We start from the raw sequence: 13501 nt of genomic DNA, 5'->3' as shown, positions 1-13501 counted from the left end.
GGCGGTCTCGGGCGGTCGGTTCAGGGGAAGGCAGCTCACTGCACCCAGTGGCGCAGCTGCTGAGCAATGGCGCCGGCTGGCAGCACCATGGAGGCACCGCCGCGCTGGATCAGCTCCTGCGGCATGCCGAAAACGACGGCCGTGTCGGCCGATTCGGCGATGGTGCGTCCGCCGGCGCGGTGCAGCTTGGTCATGGCGGCGGCGCCGTCATAGCCCATGCCGGTCAGCATGACGCCCAGCAGCCGCTGTGGCGGCAGCACCTTCATGGCGCTGTCCACGAGCACGTCGACTGAGGGGTGCCACGGCATGCCGGCCGTCTCAGGGCGCGGCACCGCATAGGCGCGGCCGCCGCGATCGCTGACCGCCAGGTCGGTCCCGGCGCGGCCGATGTAGACCCGGCCGGGCTCCAGCGGCACGGGGCCCTGCACCTCGCTGACATGCAGGGCGCACAGGCCGTCCATCCGGCGGGCGAAGGCATCGGTGAAGTTCAGCGGCATGTGCTGGGCCACCAGGATCGGCCAGGGGAAGTCGGCGGGCAGGCGCGGCAGGATGTCTTCCAGGGTGCGCGGACCGCCGGTCGACACGCCGACCAGGACCGCGCCCATCGCGTCGCGAGCCGTGTCCGCCGCACGGGCGGCTGGCCCGGCTGCCGCGGCGGGGCTCACCGGCTTGGATGCCGGCGCATGGCGTGCCAGGCTGGCACTGCCGGCGGGCGGCTTGGCCGTTGGCGCCGGCCCCGGGCGCAGGCGAGCTTGTGCCGCAGCGGCCACCTTCGCCAGCAGCAGGGCCTTGATGTCGTCGACATGGAGCGTGATGGTGCCGCCCGGCTTGGCGATGAAGTCCACTGCGCCGAGGGCGAGCGCCTCGAAGGTCGCCAGCGCTCCCCGCTCGGTCAGCGAGGACACCATCACCACCGGGGTAGGGCGGGCCGCCATCATCAACGAGAGTGCGGTCAGTCCGTCCATCTCCGGCATGTTGATGTCCAGGGTCACCACGTCGGGCTGCACTGCGAGCAGCCGCTCCACGCCTTCCGCCCCATGGCGCGCGGTGTGCACCTCATAGCCGGCTTCGCCCAGCACGCCGCCGATCAGCTTGCGCATCAGGGCGGAGTCGTCGACGACGAGCACCTTCTTCATGCCACGCTCCTCCCTGCTCAGGCCGCCAGCGGCAGGGCGGCCGGCTCTTGGCCGAGCAGGACCGAGACCATACCGGCCTCGCCGTCATGCAGCAGATGATCGGGCTCGATCAGCATGACCAGGCGCTTGCCCCCGTCGAGGTTGGCAACGCGGCCGATCAGCCGGCCCTGTTCATCCGACAGGCGCGGTGCCGGGGCGATGTGGTTGCGCGGGATGCGCAGCACTTCGGCCACCGAGTCGACGATAAAGCCGGTGCGCAGGCCACCCAGCAGGTAGACCATGATGCGCTGGCCTTCATTGCGCTCGATCGGCGCAAGGCCGAGCCGGCTGCGCTGGTCGACCACCGGCAGCACGGTGCCGCGCAGGTTGATCACCCCTTCGACGAAGGGCGGCGTCTTCGGCACGCGGGTCAGGGTGTCGGGCACACGCACGATCTCCTGAACACTCATGATGGGAACGCCGAATTCCTCTGCACCCAGGCGGAAGATCACGACCTGGGCGTCTTCGTCGCCGCTCTCGCGGGCGGTATCGTGGGTTTGCATCTCGATGGTCCGGGCAGATGGGTCTTCGATGCAGGCGGCGTTCGCCGCTTGCAGCGCGTCGTGCATGCCGGGCAGGCGCAGCAGGCTGCCGGTGTCGACGATCGACACCAGGCGGCGACCGCCGTCCAGGCGGCAGATCGCCGAGAACTCCTGCAGCTGCTCGTTCGTCGCCAGCACTTCGGGCACCGGCTCGGTCTGGGAGCGCGGCACGCTCATGACCTCCTTGACCGCGTCCGTCAGGAGGCCGACATGGGCGCCACCGGGCAGGGCGGTCACCAGAATGCGCTGCAGTGCGTCGTCGCAGGCAGCAGGCAAGCCGAACAAGGCGCGCAGGCTCACCAGGGGCAGCAACCGCTGGCGCAGCGACATCACGCCAACCACATGGTGGGCGGTGTTGGGCAGCACGCTCAGTCGCTCCGGCATTTGGACGATCTCCTGCACATCGGCGATGTCCAGGGCGTACTCCTGGCCCGCGACGGAGAAGGACACCAGCCGCAGTTCATCGCTGGCCGTCTCCACGTCGCCGCCCTGCGGCTCGTGGTCGCTGGCCCGCTCGTCGGCGCTGAAACGGCCGGAGCGAGAAGCGCCGCCGAACGCCGCGAACTGCCCCTCGACCAGCTGTTCGAAGTCGACGATCAGCAGCATTTCGGTGCCACCGCCGACCTGCGGCCGCTTGATGACGCCACGCAGGTAGTCCGCGCTGACGACGCTCTGGATGCTGGATGCGCTTTCGATCTCCGACGGCTCGACGTTGACGACGCTCGCCACCCGGTCCACCACGAAGCCAAGCGGCTGGCCGAGCTTGATGACCACCGCACGGGTGGCATCGTCGTGCTCGCGCTCGCCGCAGCCGAACAGGCGGCGCAGGTTCATGATGGGTAGCACGCGGCCACGCAGGTTGGCCAGGCCGTCCAGTGCGGCGGGTGCCAGGGGCAGGCGGGCGACTTCCGGCACGCGGATGATCTCCTGCACGGGCGCCATCGGCACGGCGAACATCTCGCCGGCGACCGAGAAGGTCACGAACTGGCGGTTTCCCGCCTCGGTCGCTGCGTCATCGGTGGCGACCGGCTTCTGGGATGTGCTCATCGCACACCTCCTTCTTGTCTGATGGTGGGAGGGCTCAGGCGCTTTGCAGTTCGTCGGCCAGCGAGGCAATCTCCTCGATGGCAGCAGCCAGTTCCTCGGCGCCCTGGGACTGTTGCTGGGCGGCGCTGGCGGCCTGCTCGGCGGCCTTTTCCGCCTCGCTTGCGGCAGAGGAGATCTGCTGCACGCCCACCTTGACCTGGGTCACCGCAGCGGCAATCTCCTGGGCCGCGACGACAGCCTCCTGGTTCCCCTTCTCGATGGACTGCACGTCGGCTTCGATCCGGTTGAGTGCGACGGTGATGCTCTTGGCCTTCTCCACCTCGGCGAGTGCTGCGCTCACGATCTCGTGCAGGTCGCGACCCACCAGACCGATCTGGTCCTGGATGGCCTTGACCATGTCCTTGATGCGGTCGGCGTTCTCGGCCGAGTCGTGGGCCAGGTTGCGGATGTCGGTGGCGACCACCACGAATCCCTTGCCGTATTCCCCGGCACGCGCCGCTTCGATGCTGCCGTTGACCGCCAGCATGTTGGTCTGGATCGACACCTGCGTAATGGCGTCGACGATCTTGTCGATCTTGCGCGAAACCAGCTCCAGCTCCTTGACCTGCTGGATGCTCGTCTGGGTGGCGCTGACGCTGGTCGACACGCCAGTGATCAGGGTGTCGATGTTCTGCTTGTTCTCGCCCATCAGTGCACGGATGGCCTTGGCTCGTTCCCCGGCGTGGGTAGCGCGCGACTCGGCAAGTTGCGCGCCCTTCTCAATCTGGGTGACCGCGGCGGCCGACTCGGTGGTGGCGGCAGCCTGGGTCTGCGCACCCTTTCGGATCTGCTCCAGCGCCACCATGATCTGGCTGGCCGAACGGTTGATTTCCTGCACGGCGGAGGACAACTCTTCCGCCGAACTGGCGACTTCCTCTGCGCTCTTGGCGATGTCGGTCGAGTTCTTCAGTTCATCGGCAATCTCGGACAGGCCTTGCGCCGTCTGTTCGCAGATGCCCAGGGCCTGCGTCTGCTCACCGACCGTCTTGTTGGCCTCCTCGCAGGCCGACGATTGCTCGGTGGCAGCGGCGGCGATCTGCTCGGCGCCCTTCAGTGCCTGTTGCGCTGCGATGTTGCTCTGGCCTGCGGTCGTGGCAATCTCGGCAGCGCCGCCTGAAATGTCGGCAGCATCAATGCGAATCTGTTCCAGCTGGCGCAGGATGACGCCGCTCTTCTCAACTTCGCCCTTGACCGTCTCGGCCGAGGTGTTGATGCCTTCGGCGATGACCTTGACCTCACCCTGGATCTGGCCTACCAGATCCTGGATCTGCTTGGCGCTTTTCTCGGACGTCTCGGCCAGGGTGCGGACTTCGTCGGCCACCACTGCAAAACCCTTGCCGTGCTGGCCGGCGCGGGCGGCCTCAATGGCGGCGTTCAGCGCAAGCAGGTTGGTCTGGTCCGCGATGCGGGCCACGGCCTTCACGATGTCGCCAATATTCGCCGCCTGACGCTCCAGCTCCGTCATCATTTTCACGGACGCCGCTTGGCGCTCGGCGGCCGTTGCGACATTGCCGACCGTGGCCTCGACCTCGCTGTTGACTTGCGCAGCAAGGCTCTGCATGGCTTCGGCTGTGCCTTGTGCGGCAGTGACAGCAGTCAGCTGGCGGGTGATGGAGCCCGACACCTGCGTCAACGCGGCGAGCGATTCCTGCGCCGCCCCAGCGGCTTCCTCGGCGCCCGTGGCGATTTGCTGGGCGGCGCGCTTGAGCTGCTCGGCGGCCGAGGCAGCTTCGTTGATTCCGGAGGACAACTGGCTGGACGCGGCGGCGACGCGTTCGGCCGCCTGCTGCTGCTTGGCCAGCGTGCGGGCGCGCTTGCGCTGCTGGTCGGCATTGCGGGCGACATGGCGGGGCAGGGCGCCTGCGACGGCGTGGGGAGTGGGGGTGGATTCCGTAGCGGCGAGGGCCTTGCGAACGAGGGACATCAGGGAGCTTTCAGCAGTTGAAGAGGACGCCTGCTTTCGGCGAACCGGGCAGCGCGTGGGGTACCCTGCTATTCGGCGCTGCAAGACGCCGCCAGAATCAGGCGGACCCTGGTGTGCCCTCAGGCGATCCCCGAGGACCGCGCCGGCCTGGACTTGCGCCAAGTCATGCACTTCCGCCCCACGCCGCGCCGGTGCTAGCCGTACCGCGCGCCAGGCGCCTCAGGGAAATCCCGAGGTCGGCCTCAGGACGGGTCCGGCGAGACCAGTCCCTGCCGCACCGCGTACAAGACGAGCCGTGGCACGTCGCGAATGTTGAGGCGCTCCATGATCTGCGCGCGGTGCGTCTCCACCGTCTTGACGCTCAGTCCAAGGTCATATGCGATCTCCTTCATGCCCTTTCCGGAGGCAAGCAGGGTCAGGATCTCGATCTGCCGAGGTGTCAACGGGGTTGTTTCCGACAAAAGCGGCGCAGGCACGGTTTCTCCGCTATGCAATAGCGCGTGCTGGACCACCGTTCCAGACACCGCGGGGCTCAAATAGCGCCGTCCGTTGGCAACCGCGTCGAGCGCGAATTGCAGCTCCACGGCCGCTGCGTCCTTCAGGAGGTAGCCATCGGCGCCGAGGCGCAGCGCCTGCATGACGAAATCGCCGCTGTCGTACATGGAGACGATCAACAGTCGTGTGGCCGGGCTCACGCTCTTCAGTCTCGGCAGAGCGTCCAGCCCGCTGAGGCGTGGCATGGTGATATCGAGCACGATCACGGCCGGCTTCAGCCGCAGTGCCAGCGAGATGGCCTCCTCGCCATCCTGCGCCTCGCCCAGCACCTCGTAGTCCCCGAAATCTTCGATCAGCGAGCGCAGGCCGGCACGCACCAGTTGGTGGTCGTCGGCCAGAACTACTGTTTTCCTTGGCGAACTTACGGCGTTTTCCACGGTAGAGTGGCTGCAATCCTGGTGCCCGTCCCCGGGCGGCTGTCGACGCACAAGGTGCCGCCGAGCAGCCGAGCTCGCTCTACCATTCCTATTAGCCCGAGTGTCGGCCGTGTCGTGTCGCGCGGCCTGCAGAAGCCCACCCCGTCGTCTTCAATGCTCACCGTCAGCGCCTGTGCATCACACCGCAGGTGCACCTCGATGCGGCTGGCCTGGGCGTGCCGGAGAGCGTTCGAGAGGGCTTCCTGGACGATCCGATAGGCAGCGATTGCAAGGTCAGGGTGCACCGGCTGCTCCAGGCGGGGAGCGCTGAAGCGGATCTTCACGTCGTGTACCTGGCGCAGTTCGTTGATGTGCCAGCGCAGTGCCGCCTCCAGGCCGAGCGTTTCTAGCTGGGGCGGATGCAGTAGTAGCGACAAGCTACGCACCCGGCCAAGCGTGCTCTCCGTCATCGTCGCAGCGCTGCCTATGAGCGCCAGTAGCTCGGGGCTGTCGAGGCGACGCTGCAGCTTTGCGAACTGCACGCGGATCGCGCTCAGGCTTTGCCCGATCTCGTCATGCAGCTCGCGGGCAATGGAGCGGCGCTCCCGCTCTTGCACCTCGATCAAGCTGCTCGACAGCGCCGCGAGTTCGGCGCGGGCTTGTTCGGCCTCCCTTTGGGCGAGCAGGGCATCATCCACGTTGCGCAAGATTTGCAGGACGGCCGGTCGGTCGTCAAGATGAACGGCGCTGATGCCGACTTGGGCCTCGAAGCGGCTGCCGTCGAGGCGCAGCATCGTACGCCGCAAGAATCGCAGGTCACGCGGGCCGCCGGACAATACTGCCGCCATGCGAGCCTCGACCTGGGCATGACATTCCGGCGCGAATCGCTCCAGCAGGGGCGAGCCGCGCAGGCGCTCCCCGGCGCCCGGCGCCAGCAGGTCCTGCGCCACCTGGTTCGCGTAGACAATTTGCTGCCCATGCGTAATCAGCACCGCTTCGGGCAGCAGCGTCAGGAGCCGCTCCAGTTCCTGCGCGCTGCGCCGCACGGCGGCCGCGGAGGCCGCCGCTTCCCGCGACATCGCGTCCAACCTCCCTTGCAGGCTGCGCAGGACGGCATACAGCAACAAGGTCGTGATGCACAGGAAGCCAATGCTCTCCGCGGTGTGCCAATGGCCGGCCGTATAGCCTTCCCAGCGGACGGGTAGTGCACCGTCGATGACGAAAATCCATGCGGCGCTTACTGCCGCGTAGACCAGACTGACGCACAGGGGCGAGAGCAGGCGGCGATTCCTCCTGACTACCCGCCTTTGCAGGGCTGGCGCCGCTTCATGGCCGAGGAAGCCGGGCGGATGTTCGCGGGCATGCACCACTGGAACGGCCTAGACCACGGAAATCGGTGCCGCGCGGTACAGATCGAAGCCGCCGAGCAGCTCAGGGGCCAGGGAATCAATCGCCGGCAGATCCCCTGGCGCGGCCGTCAGCCGGCCCAGCGCGTCCTCCAAGCGTGTGTCGAAGGTATAGCCCATCGCCCATCCCGGAAACCATCGCGCAGCCGAGGTGGCGCATATCGGCCACTCTACAAGTACGCAGTGGCGGGCGTCTGCGCGAATCGAGTGCATCAAGGCCTCGAGCGCCCCGGGCTGCCCTTCGAGCAGCTGCGCAAAATGATCGCCCGAGCAGCAGAGCAAGCCGGTCACATCCAGCGCTGCATTTCGGGAAGTGGCGACTTCGAGGATGCGGCGCAGTTCGGGCCCACAGGGGTCGACCTTGCAACGGCTGATGTAGAAAAGGCGGTGGAGGGATTGCATATGCGACCTCGTGCGCTCCTGCCACTTGCGCAGCAAGGTTCACGCCCATGGCGCACTGCGGCTCCACCCAAGAAGCGGCCCTGCGGGGCGGCGGCCGAGCCACCACACCGGGTTCTACGTTCCGCAGCCAGGCCAGCAGGCCGAGCATCATCGCGTCAGCTGGGTGCGCGCCGGCATCGGTGTCCCTGGTGTCCTTGGGCCAGGCCAGGGCGGACATATTTAAGTTGCCCTGCATTACATCAACGAGATGGCGCGTAACGACCAGCCCGATTGCAGTCCCTTCGATGGACCGGTCAGCAGCCAAGCGATTGAAGGGCTCATATGGTCGTTGCAGCCGTTTGGGAGAATGTTCGCGTCCGGTATCGCTGGTGTCGCCGCCACATCGGCCCCCCTCACGTCCATCGAGACGCTCACTGCTCCACCTATGCGGTTGTATTTGATGGCGTTGCTGAGCAGATTGGCCAGGACTTGGCGTAAGCGTGGACAAGTCGCGACACTCTGTCAGCGCCGAGATGCGCCTGGCGACTGCGACTCGGTCGTCCGGGTGGATGTGGTCCAACGGCAGGGTGCTGTCCAGTGCGTGCGGCAGGCACCCAAGCGCGTCGGTTAACGAAGGACCGACGTAGGGGTATCGGCCGTCCGGCAGGCGCACGCACACAACGTCGCGAAGCCGAGACAGGATGAACGCTGCCAGCCATGCTGCGTCTTTCAACAGCGGGCGCGAGGGCCGGAGGCGATGTGCCGATTTCAGGTGAGGACAACGTGGTTGGCGGGATCCGCCGCCCTCCGGACATGCGCCCGGGACTGGTTGATTTTCCTCAGGTCGTGCTCATCTCCCGGAACGCGCTCCAAACGGCCGAGTACGAATGACCCCAGACGGCAGGCCGGCGCAAGGAGCGACCGCATTCTTCCCGGTTAGGCAACGTACGTACCCGCTAGCCGGAAACTGCATCCCGGCCCCTGAGATAAGGCAGTCCCCTGATGGCGGCATCGATGCGTACCGCGCCGGTCCCGAACTTTCTGCCATATCGGTGAGAGGTGCGGCATCGAGGCGCTTGACGGACTGCTGTCAGTTGCGCTTACGGGCCGATCACCGCCACCAGAGGCAGGATGGCATCCACTCAAAGCGACGGCCTGCGCCGTCGCTTGCTGGCCCTGTTTCGGGATCTTCGGTTCACCCCGAACACGGCGGAGCAGTTGCCGAGGCCTGGTGCTCCTCCAGAGCGGCTCCTCTTGGTGGACGCGGCGCTCCCGGTCTGGCTGCGCGACCCGGCGAGGAGCGGCTGGCCAAGCACCTTGCCGCCGGCACACGCATCGTCCTGCTCGCTGGGCTGAGCAGTGAGGCCGCGATAGCGGTTTCTGGCCGTGTGGCCGTGCTGTACAAGCGGTGCGCCGCTCCAGCCTGCGAGCAATGCTCGACAACTCCGCTGAGCAGGACGACGACGCGTTGCCACCGCAGGGGGGACAGCACCTATGACCCACCGTCCATGATCGACTGCAGCGTGCTGCTTGAATCGCCCCGGGATTTGTGGAGGCTCCAACTCTTGAGAAGATGGAGCCATGAAGAAGTCGAACAAGTTCTCACCTGAGGTTCGCGAGCGCGCAGTGCGGATGGTGCAGGAAGCGCGCGGGGAGTACCCGTCGCTATGGGGTGCAGTCGAATCGATCGCGCCGAAGATCGGCTGCGTGCCGCAGACGCTGCTGGATTGGGTCAAGCAGTCAGAGGTAGAGGCCGGTACGCGCGCTGGCACGACGACCGCGGAGGCGCAGCGCGTGAGGGAGCTGGAGCGCGAGGTCAAGGAGCTGCGCCGGGCCAACGAGATCCTGAAGCTGGCCAGCGCGTTTTTCGCCCAGGCGGAGCTCGACCGCCGTACGAAGTCTTGAAGGCGTTCGTCGACGCGCATCGGAGTGACTTCGGGGTCGAGCCGATCTGCCGGGTGCTGCAGATCGCCCCGTCGGGATACCGACGCCATGCGATGCGCCGGCGCGAGCCGGGCCGCTGCTGCGCACGCACGCAGCGCGGTGCGCAGTTGATGTCGGAGATCGATCGGGTCTGGCAAGCCAACCGGCAGGTCTACGGTGCCGACAAGGTCTGGCGCCAGCTCGGGCGTGAAGGCATGAAGGTGGCGCGCTGCACCGTCGAGCGCCTGATGCGCAGGCTGGGTCTTCGCGGCGTGATTCGAGGCAAGCGCGTTCGCACCACGGCGGCCGATGCCAAGGCGCCGTGCCCGTTCGACAAGGTCAACAGGGTGTTCCGGGCGGACCGGCCCAACCAGCTGTGGGTGAGCGACTTCACCTACGTGTCGACCTGGCAGGGCTTCGCCTACGTCGCCTTCGTCGTCGATGTCTTCGCACGGCGCATCGTGGGCTGGCGCGTGAGCCACTCGATGCGCACCGACTTCGTCCTGGATGCGCTGGAGCAGGCGCTGTATGCCCGCCAGCCCGAAGCCGAAGCGGGGCTGGTCTGCCACTCGGACAGGGGCTCGCAATACGTCAGAATTCGCTACACCGAGCGGCTTGCCGAGGCCGGGATCGAGCCCTCGGTGGGCAGCAAGGGCGACAGCTATGACAACGCCCTGGCCGAGACCATCAACGGGCTGTACAAGGCCGAGGTGATCCACCGGCGCACTTGGAAGACCCGCGAGGCCGTCGAGCTTGCCACGCTCGAATGGGTCGCCTGGTTCAACCATCATCGATTGATGGCACCGCTGGGCTACATCCCGCCGGCCGAGGCCGAGGCAAACTACCACCGCCAACTCGCCGAGCGATCGGCCGTGACGGCGTGACCACTTAAACCAACCAGCCTCCACGAAACCCGGGGCGATTCACAATGCCTTTATTTCAGAAGCGGTGGCGCCTTCCTGCGAAAAGACGACCGTGATCCGCTCTCGGTCTTCGATGTGGCGCACGACGGTCCACCCTGGCTCCGAGGCGTCCCAAAGGCGCGAGTAGTTCTGCAGATCCATGGAAGCGCTTAGCAGCGAAGGGCAACGAGCCTGGAGACCCACATGGTAGCTCGCGTCAACGTCCGCTGCCGCTGCTCAGTGGCCATCGGCCGAAGTTCATCGAAGGGCCGCAACGGGTCGGGATACGACCGTCGTCCTTTTCCGCAGGAGGGGTCACAGCTGGGCAGGTTTGGGTTTTTCTCCAGTTTGCTCCTCCAAGACGATGCGCAACCGTTCTCTTCGACACGCACATAAGTGCTTGTCCCGAAACGACTTCTGCGAAGGTCGAATCGAGAAAGTAGCTTAAGATTCCTAAGAAACACCAGGCGCTATTGGCTGGAGGGAGAAGCCGAAGTGCGCCGCACGGCGATGAAGTTGCTTGACGACACGCTCTCAGTATCGGCGCTCGTACTGATCGGCGCCCGGGCCCTAGCAGGCTGCTGAAATACTGCGCTGAAGCACCTACCTCGACCCGCGAGCTGATGGAGTTTCGGTAGCTGCCGTCGCGAGGAGTGTCAGAAGGGCCATTTCCGGGCCGGTTCGCCCCTGTGGAGGGCCGAGTTGCGCACCTGCGCTGCTCATCTGGCGCCTTGCAGACGGACCTGTCCCAGCGAGCGCATGCGCACCAAGTTGTAGGCCGCCATGTTCAGCACGAACAACTGGTCCACCTTCTTGAGTCCGCGCACCATCACCTGCCGGATCGAGCCGATGGTCTTGGCCCACCCGAAGGCCTGCTCGATGCGCTTGCGGCATTGCATCGACAACGCGTACCCGTCGGTCTGGGCGATCTCATCGGGCACCGCCGAGCGACGCCCCGACTTGTTCTGCGCCACATGAGGCTCGACCTTGAGCTGCTGCAACTCGGCGATGAACTGCGCCGCGTCGTAGCCCTTGTCTGCACCCAGCGTGATCTCTGCCTCAGGGTTGACCTGCCGGGCATCGTTGATCATGGCCCGGGCCGCCGCGCGCTCGGCATAGCCGTCTGCCTGAGTGACCACGGCATTGACGATCAGGCCGTGCCGGTTGTCCATCAGTGTGTGGCCCATGAAGCGCATCTCGCTGGCAGTCTTGCCCTTGCAATACAGGCGGCTGTCTGGATCGGTCTTCGATTCGTGCGTGTCGTTGCTGCGCGGCTGGCCCCGGAAGTCGCTGCCATCGTTGCTGCTGCCACCGCCCGCGTCGTCGTCGTCACCGGCCTTCTTGGGCACAAAGCTCTTGTGGCTGGCCCACGCCTGGATCAGCGTGCCGTCCACACTGAAGTGTTCCTTGGACAGCCAGTTCTTGCGCTCGGCTTGCGCCAGCACTTCGTTGAAGAACGCGACCACCGCATCGTGCTCGATCAAGCGCTGTCGGTTCTTGCTGAATACCGTGGGCACCCACACGTTGTCGTCCATCGATAGGCCGATGAACCAGCGAAACAGCAAGTTGTATTGCACTTGCTCCATCAGCAGTCGCTCCGAGCGCACCGAGTACAGCACCTGCAGCAACATCGCCCGTAGCAGCTTCTGCGGGGCGATGCTCGGACGCCCGCCCTTGGCGGCGTCCTCATACATGTCGGCGAACATGTCTTCAAGCTCGATCAACGCGTCGTTGACCATCGCGCGTATCGCTCGCAGCGGATGCGTGGCCGGCACGAAGTCGTCCAGCTTCTTGACGCTGAACAGGCTCTCGGTGAAGGTGTCGGGACCGCGCATAGGTGACAACAAGATTCAGGTTCGGGTGCTGGGTGACACTGTGCCGCATCTCCGCCAGGATGCGCTGCCGACGGCGAGGTATTTCAGCAGCCTGCTAGTAGCGCATGCCGAAGCGCATCGCCCTGTAGAAGAGGATGGCGATCTTTCGAGCCGTGGCGGTTAGAGCCTTGGCCTTGCCGATACGCGCGGCCAGTCGCCGGTAGAACGCGCCCAGTGCGGTCTCGGTCCGGCCGACGGCCGTGGCAACTAATCGTAGGCGCGCGGCGATGCGGTTGTTACTCTTGCGTGTATGTGACGAGAGCACCTTGCCGCCGCTGATTTTGCAGCCAGGCGACAGCGTCAGCCAGGAGGTGAAGTGCTTTTCGGTTGGCCATCGGCTGAGGTCGGTGCCGCACTCGGCAATGAGCGCCAGCGCCACGCTGGGGCCAACCCCGTGGATTTGCGCCAGATCGATGTCTGTGAGTTGGTACAGCAACGGGCGGACGTCGAAGTTCAGCGAGTTGCTTTGCCGCGTGAGACTTCGTGGTGCGCCCAACGGCTCTTGAGGTTGAGCTTTGTCGGCGATCAGCATCTCCAGCGTTTGCTCGATCTGCGCATCGCATTCAGCGATACGAGCTTGGTACGAGTCGTACAGCGCCAGAGCCTGCGCCAGTGCGAAGACATGCGCCGGCTGGTAGTTGCCGACCAAGGCGGCACGAATCGTCTCGATGCTCTCGCGGCAGCGCCCATCTCGCATGGACGCCAGGACGCCGGGGTCACGTTCACCTGCAACGATCGCGCGAATGATCTTCATGCCAGTCACACCGGTGACATCGCTGACGACATGGTGTAGCTGAAGGTTCATGTGGGTCAGCGCCTTCTGCATGTGCTGGATGTGCGCTGCCGCGTACTCCATGTGGCGATCCCGGACTCGCATGTACGCACGCAGCGCGGCGATGTCGCGTGCCGGGCGGAAGCTGGCGCGCAGCAAGCCGCAGGCGTGCAAGCGTTGCAGCCATTGAGCGTCGTTGACATCGCTCTTGCGGCCTGGAACGGCCTTGCACTCTCGTGCATTGGCCAGCACAACTTCCAAGCCTCGATCCTCCAAGATCTCGTACACAGGAATCCAGTACACGCCGGTCGACTCCATCGCCACGGTCTTGATCCCCAACGACACGAGCCAGTCGGCCATGCGTTCGATATCGGCCGTGAAGCACTGGAACATCTGCACCGGAGCGTCGCACAGCTCGGGAGGTACTGCGGCGACCTGTATGCGCGCGCCAATGTCAACGCCGGCCGCGTACGCGTTGATGACCGGTAACCCCATTGCCTTGCCCTGCTTGGACATATCACCTCCACTCGGTAGTACGCCAGACGGGGGATCGGAACGGGTCAGTTTCCTAAACGGGGTCGCACGAAGCGCCACCACAGCTGGGT

9 protein-coding genes, 1 pseudogene and 1 other annotated feature are annotated in these 13501 nt (G+C 65.8%); of the genes and pseudogenes, 1 reads left to right on the top strand and 9 read right to left on the bottom strand.

What is annotated here, in order from left to right; genetic code table 11:
* Nucleotides 1-35 precede the first annotated feature (35 nt).
* The 6 genes from cheB to N7L95_RS28920 all read right to left on the bottom strand — a co-directional run bounded on the left by cheB (nt 36) and on the right by N7L95_RS28920 (nt 7446).
* The gene (gene cheB / locus N7L95_RS28945; RefSeq protein ID WP_301261073.1) at nt 36-1136 is read right to left on the bottom strand and encodes a chemotaxis-specific protein-glutamate methyltransferase CheB; all 1101 of its coding nucleotides are present in this window, start codon (nt 1134-1136) and stop codon (nt 36-38) included.
* Nucleotides 1137-1153: 17 nt separating this feature from the next.
* Nucleotides 1154-2764: a chemotaxis protein CheW gene (locus N7L95_RS28940; protein WP_301261072.1), complete on the bottom strand. Its 1611-nt coding sequence runs from the start codon at nt 2762-2764 to the stop codon at nt 1154-1156.
* A gap of 34 nt (nt 2765-2798) precedes the next feature.
* Nucleotides 2799-4727, bottom strand: coding sequence for a methyl-accepting chemotaxis protein (locus N7L95_RS28935; RefSeq protein ID WP_301261193.1), 1929 nt, complete (start codon nt 4725-4727; stop codon nt 2799-2801).
* Between the two features lie 242 nt (nt 4728-4969).
* A complete protein-coding gene (locus N7L95_RS28930; RefSeq protein WP_301261071.1) occupies nt 4970-5659 on the bottom strand; it encodes a response regulator in 690 nt (229 codons plus the stop codon).
* A complete protein-coding gene (locus tag N7L95_RS28925; protein WP_301261070.1) occupies nt 5644-7005 on the bottom strand; it encodes a sensor histidine kinase in 1362 nt (453 codons plus the stop codon). The genes N7L95_RS28930 and N7L95_RS28925 overlap by 16 nt, the downstream gene beginning before the upstream one ends.
* Nucleotides 7006-7017: 12 nt before the next feature.
* Nucleotides 7018-7446: a BLUF domain-containing protein gene (locus tag N7L95_RS28920; RefSeq protein WP_301261069.1), complete on the bottom strand. Its 429-nt coding sequence runs from the start codon at nt 7444-7446 to the stop codon at nt 7018-7020.
* A gap of 1560 nt (nt 7447-9006) precedes the next feature.
* On the opposite strand from N7L95_RS28920, the gene N7L95_RS28915 reads away from it, so the two are divergent.
* A protein-coding gene (locus N7L95_RS28915; RefSeq protein WP_301261068.1) for an IS3 family transposase occupies nt 9007-10232 on the top strand; the annotation gives its coding sequence in 2 pieces (ribosomal slippage) (nt 9007-9295 and nt 9295-10232; 1227 coding nt in all).
* Nucleotides 9285-9401 (top strand) — a sequence feature (AL1L pseudoknot). It overlaps the preceding gene by 117 nt.
* 39 nt (nt 10233-10271) lie before the next feature.
* Here N7L95_RS28915 and N7L95_RS28910 read toward each other — a convergent pair.
* From N7L95_RS28910 to N7L95_RS28900, 3 genes and pseudogenes are all read right to left on the bottom strand, one after another.
* The gene (locus N7L95_RS28910; RefSeq protein WP_301261067.1) at nt 10272-10412 is read right to left on the bottom strand and encodes a hypothetical protein; all 141 of its coding nucleotides are present in this window, start codon (nt 10410-10412) and stop codon (nt 10272-10274) included.
* 557 nt (nt 10413-10969) lie between these two features.
* Nucleotides 10970-12085, bottom strand: a complete 1116-nt coding sequence (locus tag N7L95_RS28905) for an IS5 family transposase (protein ID WP_301255679.1) — start codon at nt 12083-12085, stop codon at nt 10970-10972.
* Between the two features lie 97 nt (nt 12086-12182).
* Nucleotides 12183-13412, bottom strand: a pseudogene (locus tag N7L95_RS28900) (IS110 family RNA-guided transposase); the annotation flags it as partial.
* Nucleotides 13413-13501: the final 89 nt, after the last annotated feature.

The sequence above is a fragment of the Eleftheria terrae genome, assembly GCF_030419005.1.
Lineage (GTDB): Bacteria > Pseudomonadota > Gammaproteobacteria > Burkholderiales > Burkholderiaceae_C > Caldimonas > Caldimonas terrae.
This window is presented reverse-complemented; position numbering and strand designations above follow the sequence as displayed.